This window comes from Candidatus Zixiibacteriota bacterium, from assembly GCA_034003725.1.
Lineage (GTDB): Bacteria > Zixibacteria > MSB-5A5 > GN15 > FEB-12 > WJMS01.
In genome coordinates, this window is sequence record JAVEYB010000005.1 from 98,811 (window position 1) to 114,974 (window position 16,164).

Genomic DNA, 16,164 nt, shown 5'->3' on the forward strand with positions numbered 1-16,164 from the left:
GCCGGATCATGGAGCCGGATAAACGATGGACACAGCCACTATGAGCACCGCCAATCCAACGGATCGGGGACCGTCGCGCGAAAACGTCGCGTCGATGTTCGACCGGATCGCGGGACGATACGACCTGCTCAACCACCTGCTGTCAGCCAATCGCGACAGAAGCTGGCGGGCGCGAATGATTTCGCATCTTCCGCCCGGCAATGAACTGCACGTCCTGGACCTCGCCACCGGTACCGCCGACCAGCTGCTGGCGCTCTACGATTCGGGCCGCCTTCGAGGAGGAATAGGCCTAGACCCGGCCGAGCAAATGCTGTCGATCGGGCGAAAAAAGATCGCAGGACGGATGCTCGACAGTGTGCTTCGCCTCGAGAAGGGCCGGGCCGAACGACTGCCGTTCGATGACAACGTCTTCGACGCAGTTACCATTTCATTCGGCATACGGAACGTCTCCGACGTTTCCACTTCGCTGCAGGAAATGCGACGCGTGCTTAAGCCCGGGGGCCGTGCCTTGATCCTCGAGTTCTCACTGCCGTCGAACTCGGTCCTGAGACGAGTGTACCTGTGGTATTTCCGCTCGGTCCTCCCCCGTCTCGGCGGGATTATTTCTGGTGACCGCACTGCCTACCGCTACTTGAACCGGTCCGTCGAATCATTCCCGTACGGCGAGGAGTTTCTCGGCCTGTTGCGGGCCGCCGGTTTCTCTGCCCCTGAACAGTATCCCCTGACGTATGGTATCGCCACACTCTATCGGGCGGACAAGAAATGACACATCTCATTTCACATCTGCAGGAAGTGGCTCCGGGCGCGCTGGTTGAGGCGATGACCGATCGTATCCGCACCCTGCGCACGCGGGCCGGCCGCACGCCGGCGGACCATTCCCGGCCGGTCACCTACCGACTGACTTTAGCCACCGAATCGATGTCTCCACTGACCTGGTTAGCCGGTCAAAGTGTGGGGCGCCGAATCTACTGGGGCGATCGAAACGGCAGCTGGCAGATGGCGGGAGTCGGTGCGGCAGAGACAATCACCATGCACGCTCCTATCAATGTTGCGCCGCTGTTCAAGCGGCTGGACTACGTCCTGTCGGAGGCCCCCGAAGGACTTCGGTACTATGGCGGCATGCGTTTCGACTACCGTGCCCGGCCCAGTGAAAGCCGCTCTCCGTGGCGATGCCTGCCGGACTGTCTTTTTGTCCTGCCACGCTTCGAATTGCTGCGTTACGGCGAGGATGCCCTTTTCTCCTGCAACCTCCTCGATACTGATCTTGACGACAGTCGCATCAACCGCATCCTCGCGGATCTCAATCGTCTCTTGTTTACCGTCACGGACAAAGTGCGACTGTCGGGGGACGTCGGCAACAGAGTCGACTCGCCCGACCGCTACGGATGGGGCACGCTTCTGAGTTCGGCTCACCGCCACCTGCAGGATGGATCGATCGAGAAAATCGTCCTTGCACGCGAGTCAGTCATGACGACGGCGAAACCGGTACCAGCGTGGTCGGTCCTTCGCGATCTGCATGATAAAGGCGACTGCTACACGTTTGCGTTTGAATTCGACCCGGGTACCGTGTTCTTCGGCGCCACTCCGGAACGACTTTACTCGCGCAAGGGGGTGCTGATCGAAACCGAGGCGCAGGCCGGCACCCGTCCGCGAGGAAGCACCAGTGCAGAAGATTCGCGGCTGGCTGAAGAACTGATGGGCAGTGAGAAGGATCGACGCGAACATCAATACGTGATTCAGGGCATCTCGGCGGCGATGGATCGCGCCGGGATATCACACAGGATCGCCGGCGACGTCACGGTCCGGACGACACCGCAGGTGCAGCATTTGTATGCGCGAATTATGGGGCGTCTGGCTGAGACCGACGACGGTGGAGTTCCGTGCGATGCAACCATTCTATCAGCCTTGCACCCCACACCTGCGGTCGCGGGTTTGCCGGTCAATGAAGCGATGGATCTGATCGCGGAACTCGAACCGTTTGATCGTGGCTGGTACGCGGGACCGGTCGGGTGGATCGCCGCCGATCGATCAGAATTCGCCGTGGCAATTCGATCGGCATTGGCGCGGCCCGGAGATATCCGTTTGTATGCAGGAGCGGGAATCGTCGACGGATCACGGTCTGACGACGAATGGGAGGAACTCGAGAACAAGATTGCTGCACTGATACGTCCCCTGATCGAGTCATGAGAGTAAGCACGGTCAACTTCAACGCTCTGTGGGCGTCGATTCTCATCGAGGAGTTAGTCCGACACGACATCTCACACTGCTTCGTTTCTCCGGGTTCGCGATCGACACCGCTGACTGTCGCAGCCGCCCGAAATCCGCGCGTCACGACGGTGGTTCACTTTGATGAACGCGGCGCCGCGTTCGCGGCGGTCGGCTATGTGCGCGCGACATCGCGCCCAGCAGTATTGATCTGTACGTCGGGCACCGCCGTCGCCAACTATTTACCTGCAGTAGTGGAAGCGTCGATGGATCGCCTCCCGTTGATAGTCCTGAGCGCCGACCGTCCTCCCGAACTGCAGAACTGCGGCGCCAACCAGACGATCGTGCAGCCGGGTATTTTTTCGCACTACGCCCGATACGAATTGTTGCTGCCGTGTCCCGATCCTGAGATATCAGCCACGACTCTGTTGTCACGGATAGACCGGGTAGCCCGCGCGGCCATGACTGTTCCACGCGGACCGGTACACATCAATTGCCCGTTCCGGGAGCCGTTGGCGCCAACCGACGATGGCCGTGATTACACTACATATCTCAAGAGTATTGAAGCGTGGGGGTCGGGATCGTCCCCATGGTCACGCTCGACCGATCCAGACGGCGGCGTCGATCAAACAGCAGTGCACACGGTGTCCGGCATCATCGCCGGCACGGCCGACGGAATCATTGTCGCCGGAATGCTGACGTCGGAGGCCGACCGCGACGCCGTTCTCGCATTGAGCGAAGCAACCGGCTGGCCGGCACTCCCCGACATTCAGTCCGGCCTCCGACTTGGACTGCAGCACCCGAATGTCATTCCAAACTACGACCTGATTCTCCACTCAAAAGCCATGCAAACGGACCTGACGCCGTCGGTGGTGATCCACGCGGGTGGGAGAGTGATTTCAAAGCGCCTGTTGCAGTGGCTGGAACGGATCCGTCCCACGAGGTACGTGTGCATCGATGGCGACCTGCGGGACTTCGATCCGAACCATCAGGTTACAGACCGCATTCACGCTGCAATCTCCCGGGTCTGCCACGAATTGGTGAAGCAGGTACCGTCCGCGTCCCCCACGTCGAAACTGGCGGCCTGGCAATCACGTTCTGAACTGGTCGCAGAGACCGTTGATCCGCTGATTGCCAACGGCGCGCTCACTGAGCCTGCCATCACTCATCTCTTGTCACAGCTTATGGATCGACATCACGCGTTGTGGCTGGCAAGTTCCCTTCCGATCAGACTGATGGACATGTACGGCGCGTCATCGAGCGCCTTGGTCCCGATTGGTGCAAACCGGGGGGCGAGCGGCATAGATGGAACGGTCGCATCGGCGGTGGGCTTCGCGCAGGGTCAGGCCAGGCCAGTAACTCTGTTGACGGGAGATCTGGCGCTGCTTCATGATCTCAATTCGCTGGCCCTCGTCAGGACATCGCCGCACCCGGTGACAATTGTCGTCCTTAATAACGACGGTGGGGGCATCTTCTCGCTTCTGCCGATCGCCGAGCACGGTGATGTATTCGAGCGCTACTTCACGACCCCGCACGGCATGAAGTTCGAGAACGCAGCAGCGCAATTTGACCTTGCCTACCGTTGTGTCCAGACACTTGACGACTTCCAAATTGCCTATGTCGAGCAACGCAGCTCGCGAACATCGATAATAATTGAAATACCTGTGGACCGCCGAACCACTGCAGATTTGATAAGGCGAGTCGAACGCTCGGTGGGCGAACTCGTACCGGAGTGATGCCGTCATGACCAGCACCACTCCCGTGCTTGCGTTTCACGAAGGGGGGCGGCCAGACGGTCCCGCGGTTTTGCTTCTGCATGGATTTACCGGGTCGAAGGAGGATTGGCACGACGTAGAGCGGCGGCTGTCCGGGCAGTACCGAACGGTCGCGATTGACCTGCCCGGGCACGGCGAGTCGGCTTCGGTCGGAGTTAAGTGGTTCGCGATGGCGACGTGTGCCGGGGCCGTTATCGATGTCCTCGATCATCTCAAGATTTCCACGTGCGACCTGATTGCCTATTCCATGGGAGGGCGGCTGGCGATCCATCTGCTGATTCACTTCCCCGACCGGTTCGGGAGAACTGTACTGGAATCGACTACACCCGGAATTGAAGATGGCGTGGAACGCGAAGCGCGGAGAGAGCTCGACGACAAGCGGGCGAGGGAGATCGAGACCACCAGCCTGTCGGCATTTCTGATGCGATGGTACGATCAGCCGATGTTTGCGGGCATGCGGACGCACGGAGGCCGTTTTGAGCGCCTGCTGCAGCGACGGCTTCGGGGCGATCCGACCGGGTTGTCCCGATCACTGCGTCTCATGGGTACGGGTTCACAGGAGTCGTACTGGGATCTGTTGCCGGAGATCAATCAGGAGATCAGGCTTGTCGTAGGGCAGTTTGACGGCAAGTTCCGAGTGCTGGCAGATCGAATGAGCCGCTTGTGCCCGCACGCTGAAGTTCGTATCATACCGGGGAGCGGTCACACCGTTCACTTCGAACAGCCCGACCGTTTCTGCACGGAAGTTGAATCGTTTTTGTTGTCGAGGACGTCATGAGCGCAATTGCCTGGGTCACAGCCGGTACGTTTTCGGATATCCAGTATCACAAGACCGACGGGATCGCCAAAATCACCATCAACCGCCCGGAAGTGCGCAACGCTTTCCGGCCATTGACCGTGACGGAAATGTCGCAGGCGCTTGCCGATGCACGCGAGGACCAATCGATCGGCGTTGTCATCCTCACGGGCCAGGGCGAGAAGGCGTTTTGTTCGGGGGGCGACCAGAAGATTCGCGGCGATTCGGGCTACAAGGATGAGTCGGGCGTGCATCGCCTGAATGTCCTTGAATTCCAGCGACAAATGCGGACCTGCCCCAAGCCGATCATCGCCATGGTCGCCGGCTTCGCGATCGGTGGAGGACACGTACTGCACTTGATGGCGGATCTGACGATCGCCGCCGACAACGCGATTTTCGGACAGACAGGACCCAGGGTTGGGTCATTTGATGGCGGGTATGGCGCCTCATACATGGCACGGATTGTCGGCCAGAAAAAGGCCCGCGAAATCTGGTTCCTCTGCCGGCAATACGACGCTCGACAGGCTCTCGATATGGGACTGGTGAACGCGGTCGTGCCGCTGGCACGACTCGAGGAGGAAACGGTTCAGTGGTGTCGCGAAATACTCGCCAATTCACCGATAGCGATCCGCTGCCTCAAGGCAGCCCTCAACGCCGACTGTGACGGCCAGGCGGGACTGCAGGAGCTGGCCGGAAACGCAACCATGCTGTTTTACATGAGCGAAGAAGGTCAGGAAGGGCGCAATGCGTTCGTCGAGAAACGTTCGCCCGACTTTTCGAAATTTCCCCGCAGGCCGTGAACGAAAGTGGCTCCCATGAGCTCCGTATCGTTGAGCGTCTGGCTATTAGCAGCACGTCCAAAGACGTTGCCGGCCGCGGTTGCCCCGGTTTTCATCGGGACCGTGATGGCGTATGTCGACGGGGGCTTTCATCTCTGGGCGGCTGTGGCAGCATTGTGCGGGGCGCTGCTGATTCAGATCGGCACCAACTACGCCAACGACTACGCGGATTTTGTCAAGGGGACCGACACCGCTGAGCGGGTCGGTCCTGTCCGTATCACACAAGCCGGGCTCGTGTCCCCCACCGCCGTTCGCAATGCGGCAATTCTTATATTCGGGCTCGCTTTTTTGATCGGCGTCTACCTGGTCTACCGCGGCGGATGGCCGGTCGTCGTGATCGGGTTATCGTCTATCCTGTTCGGCGCATTGTACACGTCCGGTCCGTCCCCACTTGCCTATAATGGTTCGGCCGACTTGTTCGTCCTCATTTTCTTCGGCCCCGTTGCGGTTGGAGGTACGTATTACGTGCAGACGCTGGCAATAACGGAATCGGTCCTGGTTGCCGGGCTGGCGCCCGGATTGTTCTCGGTGGCAATCCTGACGGTCAACAACCTCCGTGATATTGACAACGACCGGGTGGCCGGAAAACGCACGCTCGCCGTACGTTTCGGCAGGTCGTTCGCCTTTGGAGAGTACGTTCTCGCTGTCAGCGCAGCCTGCCTGGTGCCTGTATATCTGTTCGCTTTCGGAGATGGCCCCGTGACCGTGCTGGCTGCCGTTGCAGTACTTCCGGTAGCGTTGCCAAGTGTATCGGACATGCGCCATCAAAAGGGCTCGGCACTGAATAACACTCTCGCTGCCACCGGGCGCCTGCTGTTGCTTTACAGCGCCCTTTTCTGTTTGGGGTGGATGCGATGGATATAGAATCTTTCGACATTTACACGTATCGACTCTCTCTCAACCGCCCCTTGGTTTTTCGCGGGCAGAGCTACCATGAGCGTGAAGGGATTCTTATTCGCCTCGGGTGTGGCGGTGACAGCGGATGGGGTGAGATTGCTCCGCTGCCGGGATTCAGCGTGGAAAATCGCGAGGCCGCCGTTGCGGCAACCAGAAGTCTGCGGCGTACTCTGCGAGGGTACACGGTCCCGGATTGCGTCGAGGAACTGTCGGGTGGCTTTGATCGATGGCTGGGTGCGTTTGACCTTCCTCCATCAGTCAGAACCGGCGTGGAGAATGCCGTTCTGTGTCTGCTGGCGGCACAGCGCGGAGAAGCGGTGGCAAATCTGCTGACTTCCGCGCCACGGCCGAGTGTGGCCGTCAACGGGCTTATTGCCGGCGGTTTCGAGAATATCGACAATGAGATCGTGCGCGTTCGTGAAGGACGATATCCGGCGGTGAAAGTGAAGGTTGGGCGTCAATCGATCTCGGAGGATGTCGCTACGGTGCATCATGCCTTTTCCCGACTGGGTGGAAGCGTTACAATTCGACTCGACGCCAACCGCGCGTGGGAATTCGTCGACGCAGTCCGGTTCGCCAACGACATCAACGGCATCCCACTCGAATACCTCGAAGAGCCACTGGCCGACCCCACTCGTCTCTCCGACTTCGCCCGGATCACCGGAGTGCCGGTAGCGCTCGATGAGTCTGTTGTGGGACTTGCGCCCGAACAGCTGCCGGTGTTTGCAGGGCTTTCGGCTGTAATTCTTCGCCCGACCGTTTTGGGTGGACTAGAGAAGGCAATGCGTTTTGCCCGCCGCGCCCTCAATGCCGGCGTGACCCCGGTGGTGAGTTCTGCCGTTGAATCTGCCGTTGGTGTTGCCGGTCTGGTGAACCTGGCAGCCGCAATGACAAAAGATGATGTCGCTGCGGGGCTGGATACGATCAGTTGGTTTGACCACCAACCTTCACAGACGCCGCTCCGTATGATCAACGGCCGAATCTCCGTTGACACGGCAATGGCTGTGCTTCGGTCGGTCGATGCCGCCCGACTGCAGGAGGTCTATGACGAATAGAATCCCCTGCCCGGTGGTCGAGGCGGCCCGGCTTTTTTGCGGTCATACCGCGCTGGTCGATCCGGCGCGAGCGCAGTCATTCGATAGCTTCGACCGGCAGACGTCAGCCGTGGCGCATCTGCTGACCGACCACGGGCTCCGCGAAGGCGATCGCCTGGCGTTGGTAATGGAGAACAGCGCAGCAATGGTCCTCGCTATCGCAGCGTGCGTGAGGCTGGGGGTGGTGTTTTGTCCACTGAATACGCGCTGGCCCATGGCGATGCATGTCGATGCCATCGAAAGTATCGGCGCAAAAGCAGTCATCTCTGAACGCGACTTGAAACACGGACTCATTATTAGAATCGAAGACGTGCAGACCGCGGCGCGTGATTCGCATGATGAGCCTGTTGTCGATCCGCCGCTTCGCTCGCCGGACGCGCCCGCCGGGATTGTGTTTACATCGGGAAGCGCGGCTGAGCCGAAGGCTGTACTGCATACGTTGGGCAACTACCACTTCAATGCGCTGGGATCGAATCGCAATATTCGCTTTGGTCCCGGTGATCGATGGCTGCTTTCTCTGCCGCTCTATCACGTGGGCGGGCTGGGGATCCTCTTCCGCGCCCTTGCGGGGGGCGGAGCGGTGGTTGTCGCTGCGCGTGACGAACACACGCTGGAAGCAATACGGCGCTATCGCGTCACGCACCTGTCGCTGGTCACGACTCAGTTGCGCCGACTTCTGAGCGCCGGTGAGGATCTGAAGACGTTATCCCGGCAGATTAAGGCCCTTCTGGTCGGCGGCAGCACGGTACCGGATGTCCTGATTCACCGCGCTTGCGATTACGGCCTGCCCGTTTACAAGAGCTACGGGCTGACAGAGATGGCATCGCAAGTGACCACAACGAGTCCCCAGGATCTTCCCGCGCGACTTGCAACATCGGGATGCCCGCTTGAGTATCGCGAGATTCAAATCAACGAACAGCGGGAGATTCTGGTTCGAGGCCAGACGTTGTTCGCGGGTTATGTCAAAAAGGACGAGATCACGCGACCGGTGGATGATGACGGCTGGTTTGCTACCGGCGATCTGGGAAGATTCGACCGGGAGGGGTATCTTACCGTTTTTGGTCGCCGTGATAATATGTTCGTCTCGGGTGGTGAGAATGTGATGCCGGAGATGATTGAGCGGGCTTTGTGCTCACTCGATGGTGTCGAAGATGCGCTGGTCGTGCCGATAGAAGATGCCGAATACGGTCACCGTCCCGTGGCATTCGTGAAAACGCCGGCCGGAACTCTGTTGCAGGCCGAGGACATGCGCAGGTCGCTGACACCCTTGATCCCTCGATATGCCATGCCGGTCCGCTACCTCCCCTGGCCTGAATCGATTGCCGGAACGGGCCTTAAGCCGCTCCGTTCCGAATTCGCGCGACTGCTGTCAACGGGCGACTCTCCGAAGTCCTGATCACAGTTCTTCGAGAACTTCTACGAGTTCCTCCGGCAACGCCCGCTTTCGCCCCGTGTCGACGTCGACACAAACATGTACCGTTGAGACGGTGCCCACCTCGCCCTCGTCGCTGAGTATGCGGTAGCCGAGCGTGAATGACGTATTGCCGATCCGGCTGGTCTTCATTTCAATGGTCAGCTCCTGGCCGACCGCCAGAGTTTTCGTGAAGTCGGCTTCGGCGTGAACGATCGCCAGCAGGTAATCGCGCTCCGCGAGAATAGTAAGGAAGCTGAGTCCGTTGTCGTACAAGAAGCTTTCATAGCAGTCGTGCGCCATCTTGAACTGGTTGGCGAAAAACAGCAATCCGGCGGCGTCGGTATCGTGGAGCCGCACTGAAGTAACAAACTGGTACATGTCGTCCCTTATGCGCCCGATCGGATCGGAGTTATGGTTTGGTACCGTTAGTAAACGGGATTTTTATAAGGGAACGCACCAAAAAAGATCGCGACCTTGTCGGCCCGGGTCTGATCATCGTCCGTCAGTGGGCACGAGCACGAAGTCTATGCCATCCACAACGGCGCCGCCATCGACCGGCGCCACATCGAATTCGATCTGTGCAGGAATGCTCACGTACCCATACCGCTCCAGTTGGGCCGGATCGACATAGGCCCGGTACTGACCCGGCAGCAGCCCGAGATAGTAGAATTCCCCGTCGTTGAAACTGGTCACTTCGGTGACCGTTTCCTTTGAGACATTGTATAACAATACCCGAACACCGCCTATACCGTTGTCGCCCTGCTCAGTTCGGCGTGCAACCGACCCGTTGATCTCGCCTGCCATAACGACCGGTACTTTAATCTCCGTCACCATGTTCGGACTCACCGTAACGCGGAAATTCTCGTGCGTGGGTTTCAGCAGCGGGTTATCCAGGCTGTACTGATCGATTTGAACGAGGTAGTTGTCGTACGCGCGAAGGCGATCGTAGTAGTAGACGCGGTCTCTTCCCATGGGTCGTCCGCCGGCGCCCTGGATCTTCGCACGCATGCCCGGCAGGTATTCATCGGAGCCGTCGTACTCGCCGTTGTGGTTGCGATCGAGATACGGTCGGACGACTGCCGCGCCGTATCCCACCTGGTTTCGCCGTTCGAATCGAACGCTTTTGGCCGCATCATCATACTGCACCGATCCACGCTGCATCTGGTTCCATCGCGTGTCCGTACTGCTGCGGCTCACACGGCTGGTGAGGCCGACAAAATCCGTGAGGACGTCGAGCGTGACAGAAAACTGATTCGACCGGGTAAGTTCATTCCGTTCGAACGACAGCGTCGCCTGGACCGGCCGAAACAGGCGCTTCGACAGGAATATGGCGTAGCGGCTGAACCGGTTGGTGTCGTGTTCGTAATCGAGCCTCACTTGTGGACGAATCCATCGGATGAAAGTCGGCGAGACGATCAGCTGGCTGCTGGTGATCGCCGACGTGCGCGTCTCGTTGGCGGTCAGCTTCGTCCGTCCGAGGTAGTTCAGCGACACCAGCGGCAGGGCGGCGCTGAACCCGTAAGACATGCTCGTCGTCCTGACCGACTGCCGGGCCTCATGCAGTACATTGTACCGCAACCCAAAATAGCGTCCCTTGATCCGGAGCGGCGCCGACGCCGCAAACGAGAGGCTGTAGTCCCGCTCCGTGTAATTACGAACCGGGTTTTCGAAATAGCGTGTCGCCTCGGCGCTCAGGCTGATGACCGATAACTGGCTGAAATTGACCGCGAGCCCGGCCTCATTATTCGGGGAGAATCGGGAGTTAATGGTGAGATTGGTCAGCGGTTGATATGTGACATCGGCCGCCATCGTCAACCTCGAACTATCGGGCGTGGTCACCGGGATGTCCGCTGAAACGCCCGCCGTCACGTTATCCAAAACACCGTAGTACGCGGTCCCCTGGGCGAATGTACCGGTCTCGAACCCGCGGTCGATTTCTCCTCCGGCAACGGTGTATTCGACGGCATTTTTGGGTATCAGGTTGTACGGAATCGCGATGAAATGCTCTTCGGTTCGCAGTTCGCCGTTCGGCCCGTACATCTTGAGTGTGACCAGCGAGGAACCGTAAACGATGTCGAGGTTGAAGTCGTACTCCCCGTTCTGATTGGTGTACATGAAGTCGGTGAGTTTGTTGTCGACATAGAGCTCGACCTCCCAACCGTCTCCGAGAAAACCGTTGAGGCGGACTGTCTGGAAGTACTGACGCTGCACCTGCGGCCGGTTGGTTATCAAGCCGCCATCGAGACTTCGGGCCAGCGGACCGGGCGTAGATACCTTGCCGAGTTCAGCCTGGGTAATCCAGTCGTTATTCTCAACATAGTAATGCCAGCGCGGGTTGATGCGGTCGGCCGACAATCCCTGCGCCGTATTGCCGGAGGCGGCGACGGTCAGATCGCCGCCCAATACGACTCCCCCCGCCGTCACGTCATAGTAATGATCGTCGTCCAGCGGATTCGAAGAAACCGTCCAGTCCAGCGAACCACCGGCAAGGTATCGCCGGCTGAGCGGCAGGTCCCGGACATCTCGCAACGCGATTGATTCCCGGCGAAGTTTGTCCTGGGCCATTTTGCGCTGGAGCTTCTGCCATGCGGGAAGATCCTGATCGAGCTTCATGTAGACGCGCAACATTGAAAAATCGAACGCCAGGTCCAACCCGAAAAACGCCTCGAACAAATCGATCTTCAGGTACAATTCGTACGGCGTGGTGATGTAGTCGGACGGCGTCAGCGCGAACTCCCCCAGGTGACTGCGGGCGACATGCGCTTTGAGATCCAGTTCATAGCGCTGGTTTTGATTGATGAAAAAGCCGTATGCAATTTGGTTGTTCAAATCGACCTGTGCGTTGAGATCGAGCATGCGGAAGGTTTCGATCAGCGGCAGAAAAATCGACTGGCCGTCATACAGCACGAACAGATCCGACTTGAGTAGGCGCTGAACCTCGAACGTCACAACAATTTCCTCGTGCTGTGGCTGTTGTGCGCGAGCCGAAACAGTGAGAATGAGTCCAATCGTCCAGAAGACCACAGCGGACATCACACGTACAGTGCGTATGCAGGATCGTGTGCGCATAGACAATACTCATTCCGTGCGGATGCCGTCGCTTTCCGTTACTCTACCGTCATGGTGTAGGTGACGTCGTTTCCCGCCAGCATATCTTCGCGCGCAACGTCGGAGCGCCCCTCGCTCGTTACCTTCACATCGAGCGTGAACGGTCCCCTGAACTGCGTGCGGTCAAATTCCATGTCGACGCGCCTCAGGAGGTCGTCATAGACCGCGATGTTGAACTCCTTCTCCGCCGCGGTTCGGCCGTCGCCGTCGGCCAGCACACATCGCAGGACGCCCATGTAAGAGGCGTTGCCGGTGTTTCGCATACCCAGCATCACCTCGGCGCCCTTCTCCGTGAGTCGTGCCGAGCGGTCGGTCAGCTCCATATGAGTGACGCAATCGCCGTTCCGATACTTGAGCATGATGGCGGTTTGCATCACCATGTTGAGCCGGGTGGCAATCTGGTCGTCATCCCCGGGGGACGGCAGGCTGCCGGCGCCCTCACGCGACGTGACGACTATCCGCGCCCAGTATTCCCCATCCCGAAGGTCCTGTGGCGGGCGCGCGACCAGCCGGATGACCTGGGTACCGTTGGGCGGAACGACAATCCTTCGGGGAAACGCTTTCACCCAGTCCACCGCCGAACGAGGATGGGTTATGTTGCTGTCCTGTAGCTGGACATACACGTTGCCGAGACTGTCCGATTCGGGCAGCCCAAACGCCAGCCGTACGCTGATCTCCCTCGGTTCGTTTGAGGTGTTCTGGACCTCCAGCCGTCCGGTCCGGTTGTTGTCGGAGATAAATACGACTGTCGGCGCCACCAGCACGCCTGCGGTGGCGGTGCCCACGGCGATACCGGCGAGCAGCACGACGATCGTCACGATCGGCGTGAATAACTTCCGTGATACGAACGTATTTGTAACTGTCATCTCAGGACTTCCTGTCGGTACTGTGGTCTTCCCTTTGCTACAAGCTATGTCCACGGTGCGAGGTTTCTCAACCATAATCACGTGCCCTCGTAGGCCACTGTGATTACGATGTCCGCCTCATATGAGCCGGCGCGCTGACCGATTCGCGGATAGACCGTTCCTCCGAGATAGACGCTGGTAGTACCACCGCCGCCGATCGCCGTTCCCGAGGGAATGCCGTAGGGGCTTATGTCCGGCCATCCGCCGCCCCATGCGCCCCCGGGATTGCCGGAGCCGGTCGAGTCGATCGAGCACCCGGTGGGGCCGAAGACGATATTCATGCGATCGCTGTTGTCGGACAGCGAGAGATACTCCGGCAACTGGAAATAGATCAACACGCGCGCGCCGCCGGATCCCGTGATCGTGAAGATACCGGCGTCCGCATCGTCGTTGGCAATCGCCACGGGGACTCCCTGATAAACAGTCCCGAATGCGAGCGAAGCCGTGGCGCTGACGGTTATCGCCTGCACCACGGTTGCTGTCGCCGAGCCTATAGCAACGTCGTCTGCTGTGGTCGACGCCGCAGCTATCAGCAGGGTAGCACCAAGGCCGATGAGAGTCCGCCGATTCGGGATACCTGCGAAGTGCTGCCTATGCATTTCGCGACTGGCCTCCTGTTCAAAATTCGTACACCGGCCGTCATGGCGGTGAACCGTTGGTCACTTATGTGATCGACCAACTGTGCAAAATCTTAACAGGCTGGCGTTTTTTCCCTAATGGGGTGCAGCCGGCTCGGGCAAAAAGAAACCGGCCCTGGGGCCGGTTTCCCGAAACTATAGCTTGTTGTCTAACTGATTGCTAATCAGTCACCTTCGTACCAGACAGTCAGAACGATGTCGGCCGTGTAGGTTCCTGAAGCCTGGTAGGCTTTTGGGGTCACCTTACCGCCGAGGAAGATGTTTGCCGTGGTCTGGCCGGCAGCGATGGTGATCGAGCCGAGGTTACGCGGATCAAAGTCGGCGCCCACGTACGATGCCGGCGTGGCGTTACCGGTAAGATCAAGACCGGCATCCGTGTCCGTGAAGGTGAGGTCGAGACGCTGCTTCGACGTGTTGTCCCACAGGTACTCCGGCAGGTTCAGAAACGCCTGGAACGGCTGGGCCGGCTGACCCGTCACCGTAAAGACGCCTGCACCGGCAGCATCCTTGGCCTGCGTCTTAGCGACGCCCGCGTAGACTGTTCCGAAATCGAGATCGGCCGGCGTCGTGATCGCCAATGCGGTGGCAACCGTCGCTGTCGCGTTGCCGATGCCGACATCGTTCGCGAACGCCGCACCCGTAACGACCATTACCAGACCAACCGCGATCGCGGTCACGGTCGACACTGCGCGATGATTTCTCTTCCTGTCCATGTTGCTCTCCATGTTTATCTGAGCCTTGTTAAGTACGTATCCCTGTATTCAGCGAGCCTCGCAGCGTTCGCTTTATCCATTGATCGAACGCCGCTCAGCGGAAGTTCAGGGGGAAAGCCCATTAATTATGGGAACGATCCAAACTCTGATCGATTCTTGAACAGGATGGAGATTCGGTCCTAAAGCCCGGTATAAGCGACAGTTACAACGATATCTGCGGAGTAGTCGCCCGGCGGCTGAGCAAGCTTCGGCACTACCTTTCCTCCCAGCCAGACGGTCAGGCCCGCAGACCCCAGGCGATATGTGATAACATCATATGGATCAAGGTCATCGACAGGCGGTGAAGATTGGTCCGGGGTGGAGCTGGAATCGAGAGCGCAACCGGTCTGCGGAAACAATATCTGCATGGTGTAACCGTTCTGACTCATATAAGTGGGGAGCGCAAAGCTGATGCTGACTTCATCGCCCGCTGTCCCGGTGATCAGAAACTCTGCTGCCGAACCAGCCGTCGCCTGGTCGACCTCTTTCGGAACTCCCGGATACACGTAGCCGAAAGTGAGGTCCTGGTTGACCACCACGCTTTGCGCCACAGCTACCCCCGGCAGCAGCATTGTTGCCGCCGCCAGAACGGGTGCCGTTCGAACAATCTTTGTCAGTACTCGGCGTGCATACATCGCCGAAACATCGCAGTACCATGCCCACGACGCAACATCAAAACGACAAGAGGATGCAGAGTTGGGTTACTGGTCAGCGTAGATAACGGAGACAAATACGGTATCAGCGCCGTTCCAAAGGGTATCCGCCTTCGGGATCCTGCACTGTCCGTAAACGAACGGCAATCGGTGAGGCGGCGAAGTGTCCTCGGAAACCGTAAGGTTTGTCCTTGTCGGATCGAAGGAGGTGTGATATTGCACAGCAGGAACGTTCGAAGGCGTGGCCCAGACATCGAGGACTTCTCTCGCGGAATCAGTCGTGATGCCGTGCGGCGAGATCACGGTGGCCCGGACCCGAATGGTCGACGAGACCGATAGGGGTGGACATCGGTCCGCGGATTGGGCGAAGGAAGCACCAATAGCCGTACCGATAACCAACACGTATAGCGCAACCCACTGAGTTTTTGTCAACATTCGGTACCCGGAAATCGTGATGTGTGCACGATTCCAAGATACCGTTCATCCGAATCATGTCAAGCTGCCCGCCAGAGGACGGTGGACTGGGTGCGAAGATCAATTCCCCGTATACGTTACGGTCATCGTTATGTCCGCACTATAGTCGCCGCCGGTCTGTGACACGGCTGGCGTTACGGTGCCGCCGATCCAAATCCACAATTCACCCGAGCCACCGAGGTTCAGCACATTCGGACCGTTTGGGTTAATCACACCAGTTGGCGCGATCTGACTCCCGGAGCCATCATCAAACGACGCGGCCGTGGAGTTGAAGCTCACCGGCATGGTAGAACCGCTCGACACATGGCTCAGAGCCGGCGGCAAATCAAAGGTCACCGATACTTCGGCCAGCGACGCTCCCGTAACTTGCCATTCCCCGGCGGAGCCAACCGTTGCTTTGTCGATTGACTTCGGCACTCCGGGGGTAACCGCTCCAAAGTCAAGGTCGTGACTGCCTTGAACAGACATCGACGACACGACTGTCGCCACGGCCTGAATTATCCCTACCTCCTGCGCCTCAGCGCCCGATACACAGGCCAGCAGCAGCAGGGCTACGACAATTTTACTCACTGGTGAGTTCATCGAGATGACCCTCTATCTACAGTGTTTCATGT

The 16,164-nt window shown here is 58.9% G+C and carries 15 protein-coding genes; 8 read left to right on the plus strand and 7 right to left on the minus strand.

The window, feature by feature from the left end:
* Positions 1-25 precede the first annotated feature (25 nt).
* The 8 genes from ubiE to menE are packed head-to-tail and all read left to right on the plus strand — an operon-like array spanning position 26 to position 9,002.
* Positions 26-766: a bifunctional demethylmenaquinone methyltransferase/2-methoxy-6-polyprenyl-1,4-benzoquinol methylase UbiE gene (ubiE, locus tag RBT76_07800; protein MDX9857675.1), complete on the plus strand. Its 741-nt coding sequence runs from the start codon at positions 26-28 to the stop codon at positions 764-766.
* Entirely contained in the window at positions 763-2,187 is a 1,425-nt protein-coding gene (locus tag RBT76_07805) for an isochorismate synthase (protein ID MDX9857676.1), read from the plus strand. The genes ubiE and RBT76_07805 overlap by 4 nt, the downstream gene beginning before the upstream one ends.
* Positions 2,184-3,941, plus strand: a complete 1,758-nt coding sequence (menD, locus tag RBT76_07810; protein MDX9857677.1) for a 2-succinyl-5-enolpyruvyl-6-hydroxy-3-cyclohexene-1-carboxylic-acid synthase — start codon at positions 2,184-2,186, stop codon at positions 3,939-3,941. Before RBT76_07805 ends, menD begins: the two co-directional genes overlap by 4 nt.
* Positions 3,942-3,948: 7 nt before the next feature.
* The gene (gene menH, locus RBT76_07815; GenBank protein MDX9857678.1) at positions 3,949-4,758 is read left to right on the plus strand and encodes a 2-succinyl-6-hydroxy-2,4-cyclohexadiene-1-carboxylate synthase; all 810 of its coding nucleotides are present in this window, start codon (positions 3,949-3,951) and stop codon (positions 4,756-4,758) included.
* A complete protein-coding gene (gene menB, locus RBT76_07820; protein MDX9857679.1) occupies positions 4,755-5,576 on the plus strand; it encodes a 1,4-dihydroxy-2-naphthoyl-CoA synthase in 822 nt (273 codons plus the stop codon). The genes menH and menB overlap by 4 nt, the downstream gene beginning before the upstream one ends.
* Before the next feature lie 15 nt (positions 5,577-5,591).
* Positions 5,592-6,479, plus strand: coding sequence for a 1,4-dihydroxy-2-naphthoate polyprenyltransferase (locus tag RBT76_07825; GenBank protein MDX9857680.1), 888 nt, complete (start codon positions 5,592-5,594; stop codon positions 6,477-6,479).
* The gene (menC, locus tag RBT76_07830) at positions 6,470-7,567 is read left to right on the plus strand and encodes an o-succinylbenzoate synthase (protein ID MDX9857681.1); all 1,098 of its coding nucleotides are present in this window, start codon (positions 6,470-6,472) and stop codon (positions 7,565-7,567) included. The genes RBT76_07825 and menC overlap by 10 nt, the downstream gene beginning before the upstream one ends.
* Positions 7,557-9,002: an o-succinylbenzoate--CoA ligase gene (gene menE, locus RBT76_07835; GenBank protein MDX9857682.1), complete on the plus strand. Its 1,446-nt coding sequence runs from the start codon at positions 7,557-7,559 to the stop codon at positions 9,000-9,002. Before menC ends, menE begins: the two co-directional genes overlap by 11 nt.
* Here menE and RBT76_07840 read toward each other — a convergent pair whose 3' ends face one another.
* The 7 genes from RBT76_07840 to RBT76_07870 form a co-directional block, all read right to left on the minus strand.
* Entirely contained in the window at positions 9,003-9,398 is a 396-nt protein-coding gene (locus RBT76_07840) for a thioesterase family protein (protein MDX9857683.1), read from the minus strand.
* Positions 9,399-9,512: 114 nt separating this feature from the next.
* Complete coding sequence (locus RBT76_07845) at positions 9,513-11,969, minus strand: hypothetical protein (protein ID MDX9857684.1); 2,457 nt, start codon at positions 11,967-11,969, stop codon at positions 9,513-9,515.
* 158 nt (positions 11,970-12,127) lie between these two features.
* Positions 12,128-12,994: a hypothetical protein gene (locus RBT76_07850; GenBank protein MDX9857685.1), complete on the minus strand. Its 867-nt coding sequence runs from the start codon at positions 12,992-12,994 to the stop codon at positions 12,128-12,130.
* 77 nt (positions 12,995-13,071) lie between these two features.
* Positions 13,072-13,632, minus strand: a complete 561-nt coding sequence (locus tag RBT76_07855) for a hypothetical protein (GenBank protein ID MDX9857686.1) — start codon at positions 13,630-13,632, stop codon at positions 13,072-13,074.
* 203 nt (positions 13,633-13,835) lie between these two features.
* A complete protein-coding gene (locus RBT76_07860; protein MDX9857687.1) occupies positions 13,836-14,384 on the minus strand; it encodes a hypothetical protein in 549 nt (182 codons plus the stop codon).
* A gap of 179 nt (positions 14,385-14,563) precedes the next feature.
* Complete coding sequence (locus RBT76_07865) at positions 14,564-15,058, minus strand: DUF4402 domain-containing protein (protein ID MDX9857688.1); 495 nt, start codon at positions 15,056-15,058, stop codon at positions 14,564-14,566.
* 552 nt (positions 15,059-15,610) lie between these two features.
* A complete protein-coding gene (locus tag RBT76_07870; GenBank protein MDX9857689.1) occupies positions 15,611-16,132 on the minus strand; it encodes a DUF4402 domain-containing protein in 522 nt (173 codons plus the stop codon).
* Positions 16,133-16,164: the final 32 nt, after the last annotated feature.

What these genes read in the sequence shown, in the direction of transcription:
- ubiE (MDX9857675.1), top strand. Translation starts at nt 26, where the DNA reads ATGGACACAGCCACTATGAGCACCGCCAATCCAACGGATCGGGGACCG.
- RBT76_07805 (MDX9857676.1), top strand. Translation starts at nt 763, where the DNA reads ATGACACATCTCATTTCACATCTGCAGGAAGTGGCTCCGGGCGCGCTG.
- menD (MDX9857677.1), top strand. Translation starts at nt 2,184, where the DNA reads ATGAGAGTAAGCACGGTCAACTTCAACGCTCTGTGGGCGTCGATTCTC.
- menH (MDX9857678.1), top strand. Translation starts at nt 3,949, where the DNA reads ATGACCAGCACCACTCCCGTGCTTGCGTTTCACGAAGGGGGGCGGCCA.
- menB (MDX9857679.1), top strand. Translation starts at nt 4,755, where the DNA reads ATGAGCGCAATTGCCTGGGTCACAGCCGGTACGTTTTCGGATATCCAG.
- RBT76_07825 (MDX9857680.1), top strand. Translation starts at nt 5,592, where the DNA reads ATGAGCTCCGTATCGTTGAGCGTCTGGCTATTAGCAGCACGTCCAAAG.
- menC (MDX9857681.1), top strand. Translation starts at nt 6,470, where the DNA reads ATGGATATAGAATCTTTCGACATTTACACGTATCGACTCTCTCTCAAC.
- menE (MDX9857682.1), top strand. Translation starts at nt 7,557, where the DNA reads ATGACGAATAGAATCCCCTGCCCGGTGGTCGAGGCGGCCCGGCTTTTT.
- RBT76_07840 (MDX9857683.1), bottom strand. Translation starts at nt 9,398, where the DNA reads ATGTACCAGTTTGTTACTTCAGTGCGGCTCCACGATACCGACGCCGCC.
- RBT76_07850 (MDX9857685.1), bottom strand. Translation starts at nt 12,994, where the DNA reads ATGACAGTTACAAATACGTTCGTATCACGGAAGTTATTCACGCCGATC.
- RBT76_07855 (MDX9857686.1), bottom strand. Translation starts at nt 13,632, where the DNA reads ATGCATAGGCAGCACTTCGCAGGTATCCCGAATCGGCGGACTCTCATC.
- RBT76_07860 (MDX9857687.1), bottom strand. Translation starts at nt 14,384, where the DNA reads ATGGACAGGAAGAGAAATCATCGCGCAGTGTCGACCGTGACCGCGATC.
- RBT76_07865 (MDX9857688.1), bottom strand. Translation starts at nt 15,058, where the DNA reads ATGTATGCACGCCGAGTACTGACAAAGATTGTTCGAACGGCACCCGTT.
- RBT76_07870 (MDX9857689.1), bottom strand. Translation starts at nt 16,132, where the DNA reads ATGAACTCACCAGTGAGTAAAATTGTCGTAGCCCTGCTGCTGCTGGCC.